The following is a 16,873-nucleotide window of genomic DNA, read 5'->3' on the forward strand; positions in this document are numbered from 1 at the left end:
GCCGAACCCGCGGCCGGAGACGCTGGACTGTGTGCCGGCGACCGGTCAGCCGGTCGCCGGCATGCGGCGTTCCCGGTGCCCGAGGATGGTGGCCAGCGAGGAGACCCGGCGCAGCCGCTCCCCGGCCCCGCCGATCTCGACCGCCCGATCCACCGGACGGGCCCCGGTGATCCACACCAGCCGCAGCTGCGAGCGGTCGGCCGCGCACTGCGCGTCGAGCAGCACCCGCAGCCCGGCGGCCGCGAGGAAGGTCACCGGCGTCAGGTCGACGACCAGCGTGCCCGCGCCGTCCGCGGCGGAGCTGAGCCGCTCCTTCAGGACCGGCGCGGTGGAGAGGTCGATCTCGCCGCCGACCGTGAGCAGCGTGATGTCCCGTCGCAGCCTGGCCTCCGAGAAGCACACCGCCGCATCGCTTCCCGGCGCGACCAGATCGGGCTCCGGACGGCGCGGGCGGTCGGCACCTGACCCTGCCGGATGAGCGGCCATCGAACTCCTCGACCGGGCGGCACGGAACCGGGCCGGGACCGGCCGCCCATGCCTCTCCCGGCTTACAGCGATACCGAGAGCATAGGGCTCCCCGCGCATTTCGTCCGCGTGTCTTTCCGGCGGCGCGGCTCGGAGCCCGGAAGAGATTGTCCCCCAGCATGTTCCGAAGGACCGATACCGGACGGCCCGGCGCTACACCGTGTCCGACTCCGGGAACAGCGCCTCCAGCGAATCCGAGACCGTGCCGCAGCCGCTGCACTCGAACCGGACGCCGAGCGCGAACCACCACTCCAGCCGCAGCGCGCAGTTCTCACAGAGCAGGTCGATTCCGCTCGCCCGGCAGCAGCCGCGGCCGCGCGCCCAGCGATCGGCCCTGGTCGCGCAGGGCGAGCCGTCGATCCGGAGGGTGCAGCCCGGCAGCTCGGCGAGACCGGGCACCAGGTCGTCGAAATGCTGTGCCGCCGTGGTGTTGTCCACCGTTCTCCCCTTCTCCTTCGCTCCGTCCACCCCGTTCATCGAACCCCGCCGAAGCGGTGTTACCGCAGGTGGGGTGGGTCACCTGCTCAGACGGTGCCGCCGGACATGCCGTCCGAGATACTCAGCGCCTCGCCGTTGAACCGGCCGCCGTGCGGGCCGACCAGCAGCAGCACCAGCCGGGAGACCTCCTCCGGCTCGATCAGCCCGCCGCCCTTCGCGAACATGGCCTCGGCGTCCTCGCGGGTGGGGTTCTCGAGGTCGGGCAGCAGCACGCGGTAGGTGGCGGGGTTCATCACCATGTCGGTGCGGACACCGGAGGGCAGCACCGCGTTGGCGGTGATGCCGGACTCCCCCACCTCCAGCGCGAGCGATTTGATCAGCCCGATCACGCCCCACTTGGCGGCGGCGTAGGCGCCGGAGCCGGTGGCGCCCATCCGGCCGACGATCGAGGAGGTGGCGACGATCCGGCCCCAGCGCCGCTCCAGCATCGTGGGCAGCACCGCTTTGATGCTGTGGAAGACGCCGGAGAGGTCGATATCGATGGTGTCGCGCCAGGTGTGCTCGTCGGTCTCGGCGACGGTGCCGTGTGCGGCGATCCCGGCATTGGCCAGCAGGATGTCGATCCGGCCGAATTCGCGCAGCGCCTCGGCGGCCACCCGCTCCATGTCGTCGCGGCTGCGCACGTCGGCGCGCACGGTGTGGCAGCGCCCGCCCGCCGCGCGCACCAGCTCGGCGGTCTCGGCGAGGTCGGCGGGGGTGGCCAGCGGGTACTGCAGGCCGGGCAGCGGGGCCGCGAGGTCGGCGAGCACGATGTCGGCGCCCTCCGCGGCGAGCAGGGCGGCGTGCGAGCGGCCCTGCCCGCGCGCCCCGCCGGTGATCACGGCGACCCGGCCGTCCAGCTGTCCCATGTCAAGCTCCTCACCCGCGCTCGTGGACCCGGTTGCCGGCGACCCTACGCGCGCGCACCGGCTCGCGCGGCCACCCGCTGCGCGGACGGCGGCGGCGCGTCGTACCATGCGTCACAATCCGCGCACCCGTCTCGAGGACGTGGCCGTTCCGACGGCGACACCTTCCGCCCGTTCGTGGTGGACGAACGAAATCCACAGATTGAGAGCACTGCGCCGTGAAACTCGACCAGGACGAACACCGGACCGTCGACGACCTGCTCGGCGGTGGCGTCGCGACCGTCGTCGGACCGGACGAGCCGAAGGCCCTACCCGGCGAGCCCGCGGGCGACGACGCCGTCGCGGCCCGCTTCGCGCTCGCCGGGCTGCGCCGGCTGATGCGCAACGCCGCCGGGCTCTCCCCCGAATCCATCGACCTGCTCGCCGCCATCACCGACCGGTTGCGCGCCGCCGAGGGCGCGCTCGCCGATCCGGCCACCTGCGACACGGTGCGCTGACCTACATCCCGTTGACGTCGATGATCGGCGCCGGGTAGTCGGCGAGCGCCCGCCACGGCCGGTGGATCTCGGCGCCGGGCAGGTGCGCCAGCTCCGGGATGTAGCGGCGCACGTACGCGCCCTCCGGGTCGTACCGCTCGGCCTGGCGCAGCGGGTTGAGCACCCGGTTCGGCCTGGTGTCGGTGCCGGTGCCCGCCACCCACTGCCAGTTCAGCTGGTTGTTCGCGATATCGCCGTCGACCAGCCAGTGCAGGAAGTGCGCCGCGCCGATCCGCCAGTCGATCCGCAGCGACTTGCTCAGGAAGCTGGCGGTGATGAGGCGGCCGCGGTTGTGCATCCAGCCCTCCTCGTGCAGCTGCCGCATGGCGGCGTCGACCAGCGGGTAGCCGGTGCGCGCTTCCTTCCAGGCGGCCGCCGACTCCGGGTCGTCGCGCCACTCGACCGGGCCGGGGCGGTAGTCCTTCGTCGCGGCGTCCGGGCGGCCGCCGAGCAGCTGCGCGTAGAAGTCGCGCCAGGCCAGCTGCCGGACGAAGGCGTGGCCGCCCTCGGTGTCCATGTCCACCCGGTGCACCAGCTCGACCGGGGAGAGGCAGCCGAAGTGCAGGTACGGCGAGATCTTCGAGGTGGCGTCGCCGGCCAGGTCGTCGTGGTTCCCGGCGTACTGCCGCACCGGCCCGGCCAGCCAGTCCCTGACGATCTTGCGCCCGGAGGTCTCGCCGCCGACCGCGAGCCGCGGCGATGGCGCGCCGCCGCTCAGCCGCGCGGCGTCCGGCAGCGGTTCGCCGCGCACCTCGGGCACGGTGAGCGCGCGCGGCTTGCCGAGCGGGCGGCGCTGGTGCGTCTGGGTCCAGCGCCGGAAGTACGGCGAGAAGACGGCGAAGTGGTCGCGGCCGGTGGAGGGGGTGAGCAGCTCGGGGTCGGCCGCGGTGACGACGGCGGTGTGCACCACGAGCGCGCGGCCGTCGGCAGCGAGACCTTCGCGCAGCGCGCGCTCCCTGCGGCTGCTGTAGCCGCTGGCGTCGGCGGCCACGTGCACCTCGGCGGCGTCCACCTCCGCGGCCAGCCGGACCACCTCGTCGGTGACCCGGCCGCGGCGCAGGATCAGCCTGCCGCCGATGGCACGGAGCTCGGCGTCCAGCTCGTCCAGCGCGGCGAGCAGGAAGCGGAGCCGGTTCGGGGCGGCGTACGGGCCGCCGAGAATGGCGTCGTCCAGGACGAAGACCGGGACGACCGCACCGCACCCGCGGTGGGCCGCGGTGAGCACCGGGTTGTCGTGCACCCGGAGATCCCGGGTGAACAGGGCGAGTGCGGTGCGCGCTTTCACCGCCGGGTCACCGGGTGCAGAGCGGGGCGACGGTGTCGATGCCGCCGGTGGTGGGCGAGGTCAGGTAGACACACGGGCTCTGGCCCGCGGCCTCGATGGCGCCGCGCACCTGGTCCCAGGTGGCGTCGTCGAGCGCGGGCTGGCGGGAGAGCACGAAGCCGGAGAGCCGGGAGGGGTCGGTGACGACGGCCCACGAGTAGTCCGGGCCGAGCGCGGTCACGATGTAGTTCGGCGTGCCCGCCGGATCCTCCTGGAAGGGCACGTTCGGGAACTCCACCCGCAGCTGCGCCCTGCTCACCTGGTCGATGATCCTGGCGGTGCCGCGGATCTCGTTGGTGCCGCCGTCCCAGGTGGTGCAGCGGTTGAAGACCGCGACATTGCCCTGCGGATCCAGGGTGTAGTTCGCCTGGGTGTCGCGGGCGCACTCCAGGTTGAACGGCGCCGGCACCGCGGCCAGCTGGTTCCAGGTGCCGAGGTAGCTGGGCACATCCAGCGCGGGCACCGGGGCCGGGCCCGCCGCGGCGGCGGGGCCCGCGGTGAGCGCGGGGGCGAGCGCGGCGACGGTGGCCGCGGCCAGCGCGAGCAGCCGCCCTCCGCGCCGGGGCGTGGGGCGTTGCGTGCGGAATGGGTTCACCGGAACTCCTCGTTCTCGACGTCGTAGCCCATGGTAACGGAAACGATGCATAATCGATTCATTCCGTGGACGGGCGTGGCCCGGATCGGGCGTCCCGGACGCCGGATACCCCGGACGCGCCGCGCTACCCAGCCCCATCGAGAGGAGGGCCGATGACGGGGATCGCCCACAGCGGGCAGAATGACGTCATGCCCGCCGGTTCCACCCCAGTCACCGAGACGGCCGGCTACACCGTCCGCGCGGTGGCCGACCGCCTCGGGATTCCCACCGCCACGCTGCGCAGCTGGACCCGCCGCTACGACATCGGCCCCGCGCAGGAGCGGCCGGGCAAGCACCGGCTCTACTCCGAGGCCGATATCGCCCAGCTCGGGCGGATGGTCACCCTGATCAAGGAGGGCGCGAGCCCGGCGGGGGCGGCGGCGGCCGTGCGCGGCCCGGCCCCGCTCCGCGGTGATCGCACCGGGCTGCTCGCGGCCGCCTTCGCGCTGGACAGCACGGCGGTCGGCGCGATCATCGAGGCGCACGTGCGCGCCTTCGGCGTCGTCGACACCTGGGATCTGGTGTGCCGCCCCACCTTCGCCGATATCGTCACGCGCCAGCTCGGTGGCGAGAGCTGCATCGACGTCGAGCACCTGCTCTCCTGGTGCATCACCTCGGTGCTGCACCGCAGCTGCCCGCCGCCCGGGTCGGGGCGGATCGCGGTGGTGCTGGCCTGCACCGGCGGCGAGACGCACACGCTGCCGCTGGAGGTGCTGCGCGCCGCGCTCGCCGAGCAGGGGGTCGGGGCGCACATGCTCGGCGCGAACGTGCCCACCTCCGCGCTGGCCGACACCCTCGGCCGCGGCACCGGCGCGACGGCGGTGCTGCTCTGGTCCCAGCAGGAGCCGACCGCGCTCTCCTCGGCCGTCCTGACCTGCATCGAAGCCGGGGCGCGGGTCCTCGCGGGCGGGCCCGGCTGGGAGTCGGTGATCCTGCCCGAGGGCGCCCGGCGGGTCGGCAGCCTCGCCGACGCCGTCGCCCGGCTGCGCTGAGCGGGCAGTGCCTCAGCCGCGCGGCGTGCGGCCGAGGACGTGGCGCAGCGCGGACTCCAGATCCGGGTTGCGGAAGTGGTGCCCGGCGGCGCGCAGCCGAGCGGGCTCGACCCGCTGACTCGCCGCCGCGACCTCCCGCGCCCCCTGCTCGCCGAGCAGCAGCGCGGGCCCGAACCTCGGCACCGGGAGCAGCGCCGGGCGATGCAGCACCCGCGCCAGCACCTTCGTGTACTCGGCATTGCGCACCGGCTCCGGCGCGACCGCATTGACCGGGCCACGGAGGCTCTCGTCCCAGAGCGCGCGGTGGTAGACGTCGACCAGGTCGTCGATCCCGATCCAGGAGAACCACTGCCTGCCGTCGCCGATCCGGCCGCCGAGCCCGGCGCCGAAGAGCGGCCGCAGCAACCGCAGCGTCCCGCCCGCGGGCGACTGCACGATCCCGGTGCGCACCGCGACCGTGCGCACCCCCGCCTCGGTCGCCGGGCGCAGCTCGGCCTCCCACTCCGCCACCACGTCGGCGAGGAAGCCGTCGCCGCGGCCGGAATCCTCGGTCAGCGTCTCGTCGCCGCGGTCGTAGCCGTAGAAGCCGATGGCGGAGGCGCTCACGAAGTCGCGCACCCCCGCCCGGACGGCGACCTCGGCCAGCTTCCGGGTGGGCCCGATCCGGCTGCTCGCCACCGCCTCCCGGTGCGCCTCGGTGAAGCGGCCCGCGATCGAGGCGCCCGCCAGGTGCACCACCGCGTCGACGCCGTCCAGCAGGTCGGGGGCGGGATCGTCCGGCTGCCAGCGCCGCTCGTCGGCGGTGCGCGGCGCGTGCCGGACCAGGCGGAGCACCCGGTGCCCGCCGGTGCTCAGAAAGGCGGCGACCGCCGAGCCGACCAGCCCGGAGGCGCCGGTCACCGCGACGGTGCCGGGCCGGTACCCGTGCCCCGCCGCCGCGGCGTGCGCGGCGAGATCGCCCGTGAGCTGGCGGTACCGGTAGTCGAACATGGCGCGCAGCGCGAACTCGGGCACGGTGCTCTCGACCCGGTCGACGACCCGGGTGTGCGCGGCGTCGACCTCCTCGAAGTCGTGCACGTGCCGCCAGCGCAGCACCGTGCCGGCCGGGGCCGAGGCGATGCCGTCCACCGCGATCTCGTCCACGAAGCGGCGCGGCGGGTCGTACTCGGCGGCCCGGTGCCGGGCGACCCAGCGCAGCCCGCCCGGCAGCCGCAGCACCGCCGTGCCGTCGCGCAGCGAATCGGCCTCGGCGGCCAGCGTGACCGGCTGCCACGGCGGGGTGAGCCGGGCGAACGCGCCCGGCCTGCCGTACCAGGCGAAGACCTCGGAACGCGGCGCCGGGACGACGGCGCTCGACTCGATTCCCATGATCGGACAGTAGCCACGGAACGGCCCGGCGAAACGTTGACGCATCGTTCCGCCGAGAATTGCAACACGTTCTAGAATTGCCGGATGGCACCGGATTCCGCCCCCGCCCGCGACGACCTGCTCACCGCCGTGCTGGCCTCCCCCGCCGCGGTGGCGGCGAAGGACCGGGCCGGGTGGCTCGCGCTCTTCACCCCGGAGGCGGTGGTCGAGGACCCGGTCGGCTCGCGCCCGCACGCCGGGCTCCCGGCGATCGGCCGCTTCCACAACACCTTCATCGCGCCGAACACCATCACCTTCCAGCCGGACGCCGATATCGTCACCGGCCGCACCGTGCTGCGCGATCTGGCCATCACCATCCGGATGTCGACCGGCGCCACCGTCCGGGTCCCCATGCACCTGCGCTACGACCTGGTATGGCACGAGAACTCATGGCGCATCGACCATCTCGCCGCGCACTGGGAGTTCGCGCCGATGGTGCGGCAGCTGCTCGGCACCGGGCTGCCCGGGCTCGGCGCCGGGACGCTGCTCGGCGGGCAGCTGCTCCGCCACCTCGGCCCCGGCGGCGCGCTCGGCATGCTCGGCGCGGTGCGCGGGGTCGGGGCACGCGGGCGGCGGAGCGCGGAGCGGGTGCTGCGCGCCGCCGCCGCCGGGGAGCTCGCGGAGCTGGCCGGGGTCGCGCTGGAGTTGCCCACCGGCCGGGTGCGGCCCGCCGAATTCGCCGCCTACCTGCGCGGGGCCACGGTCTCCAAGGTGCTCGCCGCCGGGCGCACCGTCACCGCCTCGGTCCGGCTCGGCGACCGCCCGGCCGTCGCCATCGCCGAGTTCGCCGGTCGACGGGTTGCGAAGCTCCGGCTCGTCGCCGAGGAGTGACCGAACCGGTACCCGTGACGCTCCCGGATCGGCGGCGGCACGGCCCGCGCTGCCGGTCACGCGCGGGCGCACCCCCGGCCGGGTCAGGCGACGGCGTGCCGGGAGCGCACCGGCTCCGAGCGGTACCGGGCGCGCGGCCCGTCGATGCCGAGCGCCCGCCAGAGCCGCCGCGTCACCGGGGTCATGAGCCCGAGGTCGTCGGCGAGCGCACGGACATCGGTGAAGTACCCGGCCAGAATCCCCTTGGCCTGCGGCGACCGCCAGAACGCCGCGCGGAACACCTCGTCCGGAATGTCGAACTCGCGGGCGAAGGAGCGCGGCGGCACCATGATCTCGCCGGCCAGCCAGCGCATGGCGAGCGGAAAGGCGAGTCCGCAGACGGCGGTCGTGACCGGCCCCAGCTTCGGCACCTTCGCCTTGAGGAACTCGTTGGCGAAGGAGATGTGCCGCGCCTCCTCAGCGATGTGGATCTCCATGGTGCGCAGCACCGCGGGCGGCAGCTCGGCGCCGCGCCGGATCAGCGCCTTCTGGTAGTGGTCGATCGGCTCCTCGCCGCCGAGGATGCCGATGAAGAGCACGATGTGCGCGTACCCGCCCGCCACGCCGATCAGCGGGGAGAGCCGCCGGAAGAGCGGCCGCATGCCGGGCACGTCCACGCCGATGCGGTTCACCAGCTCCTGGAACATCTGGATGTGGTTGCACTCCTCGGTCATCTCGTGCATGCAGTAGCGGAACTCCGGAGCGCCGTTCGGCAGCTTCATGGCGTACTGCATCATGCCGCGGATCAGGACGCTCTCGAAGGCCGCGCCGACCTTGATGGCGTTCGCCATCCGCCACTTGCCGATCTCGATCTGCCGCTCCCGCGGCAGGCTCCGGTACCAGGCGGTGGCGCCGAGCGGATCCAGCTCCGGAATGAGGATCCAGCGCGGATCCTCCGGGTCGATGGCGAGCTCGGGCGAGTCCCAGTCGATATCCAGGTAGGGATCGAATTTCCGGTGCACCGAGCCCTCGGAGAGCGTCTGCACCATGTCGCGATAGGCCTCGGCCCGATCTGAAGTGGACAGCGTCATCGGTGTCTCCTCACGTCTGCGGTGTGATCCGCCGCACCCTCCAAGTTAGCGGAACTCACGGTATCAGTAAACACCTGCATGGAGATACCGAACGGTTTGCTGGATGGGCTAGGATTCGAACATGAGTTCGACGGACGACGAGCTACCAGCGGCCGGACCCGACCGAACCACCCCGCGCGCGCGGCCCGTCCCGCGCACCGAGGGCACCCAGCCCGAGCTGCGCTTCCCCAGCGCGACCGGGCACTACTACCGCACGGCGACGTACCCGCCGCGCCCGGTCTGGGTGCGGCTGGACGCGCTGCTGATCCGCGACCCCGGCACCCCGAGGCACGTGAACGGCGCCGGGGTGGAGATGAACGGCGAGTGCGCGGGCACCCTCACGCACTGGGTGCCGACGGTCGACGGCTTCTGGCTCGGCCGCGTCTCCTACACCGTCCGCTACGCCGACGGCCGCCCGCCGCTGCACGTGCGCGACCAGCTGGTCCCCGCCTACGCGCTGCGCCCGCGCGACCTCGGCTGAGGGTTCAGGCCAGCACCGCCGGGTCGATGAAGCGCGGCTCCAGCGGCGCCCCGACGCGGTACTCCCCCGCGCCGTCCCAGGACTCCTCGCCCTCGGCCATCCGCTCGACCAGCGCGAAGAACCGCTCCTCGGCCGGGCGCAGCCCGGCGATGACGGCGGTGAGGTCGGCCTCGGCGACGAAGCGCGCGCCGCCGCGCCCGACGGTGAGCACCGCCAGCCAGCCGGGCCACTCCGGGCCGGGCAGGTTGCCCCCGGTCTCGGCCCAGAACAGCGCGGTGTGCCGCGCGTCGTCGCTCGCCAGCGCGCCCGCCGCGGCGAAGGCGAGCAGCGCCGTGTGCACGAAGGACTCCAGGTAGCCCATGAGATCGCAGAGGTAGACCCGGAGCGCGCCGTCCTCGTGGGTGAGCACGCAGGAGACCGGCGAGCCCGCGGCCGCGCCCGCCACGCAGCCCTTGAAGAACTCGCGCGGGGTCGTGCCGGGGGCCTGCCACACATCGGCGGCGCGCTTGCCGTCCCAGAACCAGCCGTCGAACATGGCGTCCGGGTCGGCGATGGACCCCGGCCCCGGGATCGGGGAGTCGAGCCAGCGCTGGAAGTCCGCCCTGGTCATCGGGATCTGGGTGGCCAGCAGGAAGCTGTCCGACACGGGCTCTCCTCACGCGCGAAACGCCGGAGCCGGAACGATTTCCGGCTCCGGCGAGGGAGCATAGCTTCAGGCGGTGTCAGACTTCGGCGAGGAACGGGTAGTCGGTGTACCCCTCGGCGCCGTCGGTGTAGAAGAAGGCGGGGCGCAGCGGGTTCTCCGGGTGCGCGCCGCGCCAGCGCGCGGCGAGGTCGGGGTTGGCGATGAGCGCGCGGCCGACCGCGACGGCGTCGGCGTGCGACTCCTCGATCAGCGCGAGCGCCTCCTCGCGCGTAGTGGGCGAGGAGAAGCCGCTGTTGGCGACGATCGGCCCGGCGAACCGCTCGCGCAGCTCGCGCACCAGGTCGCCGGTGGGCTCGGCGTGCAGCACCGAGAGGTAGGCGAGGCCGAGCGGGCGCACCCGGTCCAGCAGCGCGCCGTAGGTGGCGCGGACGTCGGCGCGGTCGGTCTCGTACGCGTCCTGGATATTGTGCTCGGGCGAGATCCGCAGCCCGACCCGTCCGGCGCCGATCTCCGCGGCCACCGCCTCGACCACCTCGGCCACGAAACGCGCCCGGCGCTCCGGGGTGCCGCCGTAGCCGTCGGTGCGCCGGTTCGCGGCCGGGCTGAGGAACTCGTGCAGCAGGTAGCCGTTGGCGCTGTGCACCTCGATGCCGTCCAGCCCCGCCTCGACGGCCCGGCGGGCGGCCGCGACGAAGTCGTCCCGGACGGCGTGCGCCTGCGCCACCGTCAGCTCGGCAGGCACCGGGTAGGGCTGCTTGCCCGAGGGCGTGCGGGCCAGGCTGTCGATGGCGATCGCGCTCGGCGCGGTGATCGGCCCGCCGCCGTTGATCTCCGGGTGCGAGACCCGCCCCGCGTGCATGACCTGCAGGACGATCCGCCCGCCGCGCGCGTGCACCGCCTCCGCCACCCGGCGCCACCCGGCCACCTGGGCGTCGGTGACGATGCCGGGCTGCCCCACGAAGGCCTGCGCGTCGTGCGAGCTGTAGGTGCCCTCGGTGATGATCAGCCCGGTGCCCGCCCGCTGCGCGTAGTGCTCGGCGACCAGCTCGCCGGGGATGCCGTCCGGCCCGGAGCGGCCGCGGGTGAGCGGCGCCATGACCAGGCGGTTGGCGAGTTGCAGGGCTCCGAGGGTGACGGGGGTGAACAAGTCCATGCACGGACGCAACCGCCCGGCCGCCGGCGGGATTCCAGGGGCCGGGCGGTTTGCGAGATGTGTCACCGCGGGCAGTTGACCACGTACTGCCAATCGGTGTGCTGACCGCCGTTGACTCGGACGGTCACTGCGTTCGCGGCACCGGGCGGCAGCGTGACCACTACCGATCCGGTGCCCTCGTTGGTGTTGTCACCGACCCAGCCGGTGCTGCGCACGAGCGAGCCTTCGTAGAAGACCTCGATCAGGTCGGGCACGGCGAAGGTCTCGTAGGCCAGCACGAAGGAGGTCGGCCCGCTGCGGCCGAGCTCGTGCCGGGTGGTGGTGATGCCGTCGTGCCCGGACTGCGTGGTCTGGTTGCACTGCTGCGTCTGAGTGCCACCGCCACCCCCGGACCCGGTATCCGGCAACCCGAGCCCCAGCCCGAGCCCGTCCAGCACCGCACTCCCGCTGTCCAGCACCCCGCTGCCGCTGTTCAGGATCCCGCTCCCGGTGTCGATCACCCCGCCCGCGCTGCCGGTGTCGATCCCGGCGCTCCCCGACGGCTGCGCCGACACCCCGGCGGCACCGCCCGCCGTCACCAGCGCCGCCAGCGCGCCGATCGCCGCGACCCGTCGAATACCGTTCTTGCTCAAACCTTTTCCCTCCGCGAAACCGGTCCAATCCTCTCCGGGACCAGACTTCCATCGCGGCTCGGTGTCCGATATCTACTGTTCGGGCGACAGCCGTTCGGCCGACGCGGTTATCGTCGAGGCATGGGTGTCATAGGCGAGATGTTCCCCGGCGGCAAGCTGCAGGACGAGTCCGGCCAGTCCGGTGACGGCCAGTCGCACCGGCCCGCCGTCGAGCTGGACCTGGACTCCGGCGTCGTGCGCCTGACCGCGCCCCGGCGGGACGAGGACGGCGAACCGGCCGCGGAGTAGCCGAGCAAACGAAAACGGCCCCCGGAGAAATTCTCCGGGGGCCGATCCCACTAGTAGCGGGGACAGGATTTGAACCTGCGACCTCTGGGTTATGAGCCCAGCGAGCTACCGAGCTGCTCCACCCCGCGTCGGTGAATACAACATTACACACGGGTGCGCCGCCAAAGCAAATCGCCCCGCTACCTGCGCGGATGCGCCGCCGTCGCGCGTCGCCCACCGGAGACGGCCGGGAAACGTGAGCCAGGCCACTATTTCGCGGTGATCTCCGGCACATAACAGACCAATCACGGCCGGGATTCGAATGCGGGAATCGCCGAATTAACCAGCGCGTTCGCCGGACGCTTGCGGATGAAACCTCTCGCAACCCATCGTTACCGGGACGTGATCTGACCGAGATTTGCCGTTACCGTCGGAACCGGCTCGGGGCACATGCGCCGGGCCAGAACACGGATCGCCGAACACCGGCAACCCTGCCCCGCGGCCGTGTCACCCCGACTTCCTGGGGGCAGGGATACGTGCGAACGGCGCGGCGGTGGGCGCGGGGAGGGAATCCCACATGTCTCGAAACCGGAAGTTCAGCACCCGCGCCCTCGGCTTCGCCGCCGTCACCGGCGCCCTCGTTGCCGTCCCGTTCGGTCTCTCCACCGGAACCGCCTCGGCCGCCGCCCACAACTGGGACGGCGTCGCGCAGTGCGAGAGCGGTGGCAACTGGAGCATCAACACCGGGAACGGCTACTACGGTGGCCTGCAGTTCTCGCAGAGCACCTGGAACGCGCACGGCGGCGCCGGCTCCGCGCACACCGCGAGCAAGGCCGAGCAGATCCGGGTGGCCGAGAACGTGCTCGCCAGCCAGGGCGTCGGCGCCTGGCCGAGCTGCGGCCGCTACCTGACCCAGGGTTCCTCGAGCGATGTCGAGCCCGCCGCCGAGCCGGAGCCCGCCCCCGCGCCCGCGCCCGAGCCGGCCGCGCCCGCCCTCGAGGGCACCGCCGCGCTGGTGGAGCAGGCCAAGACCGCCGGTGGCGAGCTCGCGAAGCAGTACGGCCTGGAGGGCCCGTTCCAGGCCCTGATCGAGCAGAACGCCGGGCTGATCGACAGCATCGGGAGGTAATTTCGGCCCGGCTTCGCCGGGCGGGTTCGCGGCCCCTTCGGGGTCTCGCGGGTCGGCGCTCGAGACTCGCGGCTGCGCCGCATGCGCTTCGAGCGCCGACCCGCGAGACGGGGCCGCGAACGTGGTGCCACTGAAAAGGGGCCCCGTCACCTGGTGACGGGGCCCCTTTCGTACTTCCGGGCTACCGGGTGGCGTCCTGGTACGCCTTGACCGCGGCCTCCAGATCATCCAGCGCCTTGCCGAACTCCTCGAAGTTGCCGGTCCGCATGGCCGTGCGCGCCGCCTCGATCCGGCGGTTCAGGTCCGCGGCGGCGGCATCGCGGGCCGCCGTGGAGGCGGGCGGCGGGGCGGTGCCGTTGCTCGCCGGGGGCGGGGTGCTGCCCTGCTCCGGCGGGGTGCCGCCGCTCCCGGTGTTCGGCGCGGCGGCGCCCGGCTTGGTCGCCACCCCGCCCGCGCCGGGCAGGATCTGGTTCAGCGCCTCCTCCAGCGTGGGGGCGTAGCCGACCTTGGGGCTGTTCGACCCCGGCTCCTTGTAGCTGACCAGCACCTTGGCCAGCTGCGGGAAGGTCGCCGACGGCGGCGCGTTGCGCGGCTCGGTGTAGAGCGGCTCCACGTAGAGGATGCCGCCCTGGGCGATCGGCAGGGTGAGCAGATTGCCGTACTTGATGTTGTTCGACGCCAGCAGCGTGCGGTCGCTCGACACCGGCGGGAAGGTCGTCATCGAGTTCTGCGTCTGCTGCGGGCCCTGGGTCTGCGAGTCGGTGGGCAGCCGCAGGATGGTGAACTTGCCGTAGTCCTCCGGGTCCGAGCGCACCGAGATGTAGGCCGAGAGGAACTGCCGGTTGTAGCCGACCATCGCGCTGGTCAGGTTGAACACCGGCCGGCCGGTCTTCGGGTCGCCCATGAGCATGTAGTAGGGCGGGAGCGCGCCGGTGCTGCCCTCCACCGTCGGGTCGGCGGGCACCGACCAGAAGGCGTTGTTGGTGAAGAACTCGCGCGGGTCGTTCACGTGGTACTTGGCGAGCATCTCGCGCTGCACCTTGAACAGGTCGGCCGGGTAGCGGAAGTGCGCGCGCAGCTCCGGGCTGATCTCGCTCTCCGGCTTGACCACGCCGGGGAAGACGCCGCGCCAGGCCTGCAGCACCGGGTCGTTGGCGTCCACCTCGTAGAGCGTGACGGTGCCGTCGTAGGCGTCGACGGTCGCCTTCACCGAGTTGCGGATGTAGCTGACCTCCTCGCGCGGCAGCATGCGACCGGTCTTCTGGTCGATGCTGTCCTCGACCGCGCCCTCCAGCGAGGTGCGCTGCGAGTAGGGGTAGGCATCCAGCGTGGTGTAGGCGTCGACGATCCACTTGATCCGGCCGTCCACCACGGTCGGGTAGATATCGCCGTCGGCGGTCAGCCAGGGCGCCACCTTCTCCACCCGCTCGCGCGGATTGCGGTTGAAGATGATCTTGGAGTCCGGGCCGATGGCGCCGGAGAGCAGGATATTGCGCTCGGCGTACTTGGTCGCGAAGGCGAGCCGGTTGAACCAGTTGCCGATCGACACGCCGCCCGCGCCGTCGTAGGTGAACTGCGCGGCGTCGCTGTCGTACTCGCGCGGGCCCTGGCCGTCCACCTGCCCGACGATGGCGTAGTCGGCGTCGGTCTGCGAGATGAGCTCGCCGAAGTAGATGCGCGGCTGGTCGACCTCGATCAGCTGGTTGTCCTTCGGCGTGGCCAGGTCGCTGGTCACGGTGTACTCGGGGTAGCCGGTGTCGGTGCTGCCCGCGGCGGCCGCGTCCTGGACCGGCGGGCGGTTCACCCGGTTCGCCGGGGCCGCGACGAAGCCGTCGCCGTGCGTGTAGACGGTGTGCCGGTTGATCCAGTCCGTCTGGTTGCCGGTCAGGCTGCTCGGGGTGAGCTCGCGCGCGCCGACGATGTAGTCCTGCACCTCGCCGTCGATGGTGTAGCGGTCGATGTCGAGCGGGTCGCGGAAGCCGTAGAAGTTCTTCAGCTGCTTCTGCTGGGTGAAGGTGCGGGAGAGGATGTTCGGGTCGAGCAGCCGGATCTTCTGGATGGTCTCGACATCGGCGGGCACGTCCACCGGGTTCTTGGTGCCGTCGCCCTTGTAGTCCTGGTAGTCGATCTTGTCGGGGGTGATGCCGTACGCCTTGCGGGTGGCGTCGATATTCCGCTCGATGTACTCGCTCTCCTTGTCCGCCGCGTTCGGGCGCACCGAGAACTGCTCGACCAGCAGCGGGTACACCGAGCCGACCAGAATCGAGGAGAGCACCAGCAGCGCCGCCGCCATGGCGGGCACCCGCAGGTCACGAAGCACCACCCCGGCGAAGAAGGCGATCGCGCAGATCACCGCGATGGCGAGCAGGATGAGCTTGGCCGGGAGCACCGCGTTGATATCGGTGAACGAGCCGCCGAAGAAGGTCGGCTCCTTCCTGGCACTGGAGAGCAGCTCGTACCGGTCGAACCAGTACGCCACCGCCTTGAGCAGCACGAAGATCCCGGCCAGCAGCGCGAGCTGCACCCGGGCGGCGGTGGTGAGCGTGCCCTCGCGGCCGCTCAGCCGCAGCCCGCCGAAGATGTAGTGCGTCACCAGGTTCGCGAAGAAGGCGATCACCACGGCGACGAAGAGCCAGTTCAGCACCATCCGGTAGAACGGCAGGTCGAAGACGTAGAAGCCGACGTCGATGTGGAACTGCGGATCCTCGGTGCCGAACGAACCGCCGTTCAGGAAGAGCTGCAGCGTCACCCAGTTCGACTGCGCGACCAGCCCGGAGAGCAGCCCGAGCAGCACCGGGATGCCGATGCCGAAGAGCCGGAGCCTGGTCATCACCGTCCCGCGGTACCGCGCGATCGGATCCTCCGGCCCCGCGACCGGGACGAAGACCGGCCGCGAGCGGTAGGCGAGCAGCAGCGCCAGCCAGACCACCAGCCCGACGAAGATCGCCACCGCGGCGAAGAGCAGCAGCCTGCTGCGCAGCACGGTCAGGAAGACGCCCCGGTACCCCACCTCCCCGAACCACAGCCAGTTGGTATAGGTGTCGACCAGCCGGGGCCCGAGCAGCAGCAGGGCCGCGAGCAGAACGGCCGCCACCAGCAGCACGCGGCTGCGTCGGGACAGCGATGGTAAGCCGGTGGGGGGCCGCATGCCCACGATGCCACGCTCCAGGGTCCGGGGATATCGGTGGGCGGGCCGTTGCCGGACCGCCCGAGCCCACTCTACGGAAATCGGACACCATGCCGGTGCCAGGGGCGAATTTGACAGGATGTGCGACGTGACCGCTGACCTGCACGCCGAACTCGCCCTTGCCCGCTCCGTCCGGGAGGTCGCCGAATTCGTCGACGCCGAGGGCTGGGGCCGACCGCCGCAGATCTTCGCGCTGGTACCGACCGGTGACCTCGTCGCGGCCGAGCCCGGGCTGGTGGACCAGCTGGACCAGGGCGCCGAGTACACCCCGATCGCACAGGAGCCCTTCCCGGAGGACATCACCGGCGGGTCATGGGCGCTGGACGAGTTCCTGGCGACCACCACCTGGCCGCCCGCGGTGCACGGCTGCCTGCTGGTGCAGGAGATCGTGGTGCTCCCCCCCGACGCCGAGACCGCGCTGGACGACGCGCTGGCGCCGCTGCTCGCCGACCCCGAGGCCGCGGACGCGGCGGCGCGCACCGCCGCCGCCGAGCACCCGGGGCGGCGGGAGGCCAGGCTGTTCGCCGCGGTGCTGCGCGGCGGGACGTCGCTCTGCCTGCTCCAGGTACGCCCGGACGAGGACGCGGAGACCGACGACTTCGGCGATCTCGACCTGCGCACCGCCCCCGGACTGGCGCCGAACGTGGTCGAGGCGCTCCGGCACACCCTGGACTGAA

18 protein-coding genes and 1 tRNA gene are annotated in these 16,873 nt (G+C 72.5%); 7 read left to right on the plus strand and 12 right to left on the minus strand.

Annotated elements, in window-relative coordinates:
* Positions 1-45: 45 nt before the first annotated feature.
* The 3 genes from AB0H71_RS25925 to AB0H71_RS25935 all read right to left on the minus strand — a co-directional run bounded on the left by AB0H71_RS25925 (position 46) and on the right by AB0H71_RS25935 (position 1,871).
* The gene (locus AB0H71_RS25925) at positions 46-486 is read right to left on the minus strand and encodes an STAS domain-containing protein (protein ID WP_357025955.1); all 441 of its coding nucleotides are present in this window, start codon (positions 484-486) and stop codon (positions 46-48) included.
* Between the two features lie 192 nt (positions 487-678).
* Positions 679-963, minus strand: a complete 285-nt coding sequence (locus AB0H71_RS25930) for a hypothetical protein (RefSeq protein ID WP_357025956.1) — start codon at positions 961-963, stop codon at positions 679-681.
* An 86-nt stretch (positions 964-1,049) separates the two neighbouring features.
* Positions 1,050-1,871: a mycofactocin-coupled SDR family oxidoreductase gene (locus AB0H71_RS25935; RefSeq protein ID WP_357025958.1), complete on the minus strand. Its 822-nt coding sequence runs from the start codon at positions 1,869-1,871 to the stop codon at positions 1,050-1,052.
* A gap of 215 nt (positions 1,872-2,086) precedes the next feature.
* Between AB0H71_RS25935 and AB0H71_RS25940 the strand changes: the two genes are divergently transcribed.
* A complete protein-coding gene (locus AB0H71_RS25940; protein ID WP_357025960.1) occupies positions 2,087-2,365 on the plus strand; it encodes a hypothetical protein in 279 nt (92 codons plus the stop codon).
* 1 nt (position 2,366) lies between these two features.
* On the opposite strand, the gene AB0H71_RS25945 is transcribed toward AB0H71_RS25940, so the two are convergent.
* Entirely contained in the window at positions 2,367-3,689 is a 1,323-nt protein-coding gene (locus AB0H71_RS25945) for a deoxyribodipyrimidine photo-lyase (protein WP_357025962.1), read from the minus strand.
* Between the two features lie 7 nt (positions 3,690-3,696).
* Entirely contained in the window at positions 3,697-4,323 is a 627-nt protein-coding gene (locus AB0H71_RS25950) for a lipocalin family protein (protein ID WP_357025964.1), read from the minus strand.
* 152 nt (positions 4,324-4,475) lie between these two features.
* Between AB0H71_RS25950 and AB0H71_RS25955 the strand changes: the two genes are divergently transcribed.
* Positions 4,476-5,354 (plus strand): MerR family transcriptional regulator, encoded by an 879-nt coding sequence (locus AB0H71_RS25955; protein WP_357025966.1) that lies wholly within the window; start codon positions 4,476-4,478, stop codon positions 5,352-5,354.
* A 12-nt stretch (positions 5,355-5,366) separates the two neighbouring features.
* Here AB0H71_RS25955 and AB0H71_RS25960 read toward each other — a convergent pair whose 3' ends face one another.
* On the minus strand, positions 5,367-6,722 hold the full coding sequence (locus AB0H71_RS25960) for a TIGR01777 family oxidoreductase (RefSeq protein WP_357025968.1): 1,356 nt from the start codon (positions 6,720-6,722) through the stop codon (positions 5,367-5,369).
* Between the two features lie 84 nt (positions 6,723-6,806).
* On the opposite strand from AB0H71_RS25960, the gene AB0H71_RS25965 reads away from it, so the two are divergent.
* Complete coding sequence (locus AB0H71_RS25965; protein ID WP_357025970.1) at positions 6,807-7,592, plus strand: nuclear transport factor 2 family protein; 786 nt, start codon at positions 6,807-6,809, stop codon at positions 7,590-7,592.
* An 83-nt stretch (positions 7,593-7,675) separates the two neighbouring features.
* Here AB0H71_RS25965 and AB0H71_RS25970 read toward each other — a convergent pair whose 3' ends face one another.
* Complete coding sequence (locus AB0H71_RS25970; protein ID WP_357025972.1) at positions 7,676-8,662, minus strand: diiron oxygenase; 987 nt, start codon at positions 8,660-8,662, stop codon at positions 7,676-7,678.
* 121 nt (positions 8,663-8,783) lie between these two features.
* Here AB0H71_RS25970 and AB0H71_RS25975 point away from each other — a divergent pair, with 121 nt between their 5' ends.
* Positions 8,784-9,182 (plus strand): hypothetical protein, encoded by a 399-nt coding sequence (locus AB0H71_RS25975; RefSeq protein WP_357025973.1) that lies wholly within the window; start codon positions 8,784-8,786, stop codon positions 9,180-9,182.
* Between the two features lie 4 nt (positions 9,183-9,186).
* Here AB0H71_RS25975 and AB0H71_RS25980 read toward each other — a convergent pair whose 3' ends face one another.
* The 3 genes from AB0H71_RS25980 to AB0H71_RS25990 all read right to left on the minus strand — a co-directional run bounded on the left by AB0H71_RS25980 (position 9,187) and on the right by AB0H71_RS25990 (position 11,613).
* On the minus strand, positions 9,187-9,828 hold the full coding sequence (locus AB0H71_RS25980) for a hypothetical protein (RefSeq protein ID WP_357025975.1): 642 nt from the start codon (positions 9,826-9,828) through the stop codon (positions 9,187-9,189).
* 76 nt (positions 9,829-9,904) lie between these two features.
* Complete coding sequence (locus tag AB0H71_RS25985) at positions 9,905-10,981, minus strand: alkene reductase (RefSeq protein ID WP_357025977.1); 1,077 nt, start codon at positions 10,979-10,981, stop codon at positions 9,905-9,907.
* A gap of 62 nt (positions 10,982-11,043) precedes the next feature.
* Positions 11,044-11,613, minus strand: coding sequence for a hypothetical protein (locus AB0H71_RS25990; protein ID WP_357025979.1), 570 nt, complete (start codon positions 11,611-11,613; stop codon positions 11,044-11,046).
* Between the two features lie 120 nt (positions 11,614-11,733).
* On the opposite strand from AB0H71_RS25990, the gene AB0H71_RS25995 reads away from it, so the two are divergent.
* Positions 11,734-11,901, plus strand: coding sequence for a hypothetical protein (locus AB0H71_RS25995; RefSeq protein WP_357025981.1), 168 nt, complete (start codon positions 11,734-11,736; stop codon positions 11,899-11,901).
* Positions 11,902-11,955: 54 nt separating this feature from the next.
* Here AB0H71_RS25995 and AB0H71_RS26000 read toward each other — a convergent pair.
* Positions 11,956-12,029, minus strand: a tRNA-Met gene (locus AB0H71_RS26000).
* 428 nt (positions 12,030-12,457) lie between these two features.
* Between AB0H71_RS26000 and AB0H71_RS26005 the strand changes: the two genes are divergently transcribed.
* The gene (locus tag AB0H71_RS26005; RefSeq protein WP_357025983.1) at positions 12,458-13,009 is read left to right on the plus strand and encodes a transglycosylase family protein; all 552 of its coding nucleotides are present in this window, start codon (positions 12,458-12,460) and stop codon (positions 13,007-13,009) included.
* Between the two features lie 181 nt (positions 13,010-13,190).
* Here AB0H71_RS26005 and AB0H71_RS26010 read toward each other — a convergent pair whose 3' ends face one another.
* Positions 13,191-16,163 (minus strand): UPF0182 family protein, encoded by a 2,973-nt coding sequence (locus AB0H71_RS26010; RefSeq protein WP_357025985.1) that lies wholly within the window; start codon positions 16,161-16,163, stop codon positions 13,191-13,193.
* A gap of 112 nt (positions 16,164-16,275) precedes the next feature.
* Here AB0H71_RS26010 and AB0H71_RS26015 point away from each other — a divergent pair, with 112 nt between their 5' ends.
* On the plus strand, positions 16,276-16,872 hold the full coding sequence (locus AB0H71_RS26015; RefSeq protein WP_357025987.1) for a PPA1309 family protein: 597 nt from the start codon (positions 16,276-16,278) through the stop codon (positions 16,870-16,872).
* Position 16,873 lies beyond the last annotated feature (1 nt).

The sequence above is a fragment of the Nocardia sp. NPDC050697 genome (assembly GCF_040654395.1).
In the GTDB taxonomy this organism is placed as follows: Bacteria; Actinomycetota; Actinomycetes; order Mycobacteriales; family Mycobacteriaceae; genus Nocardia.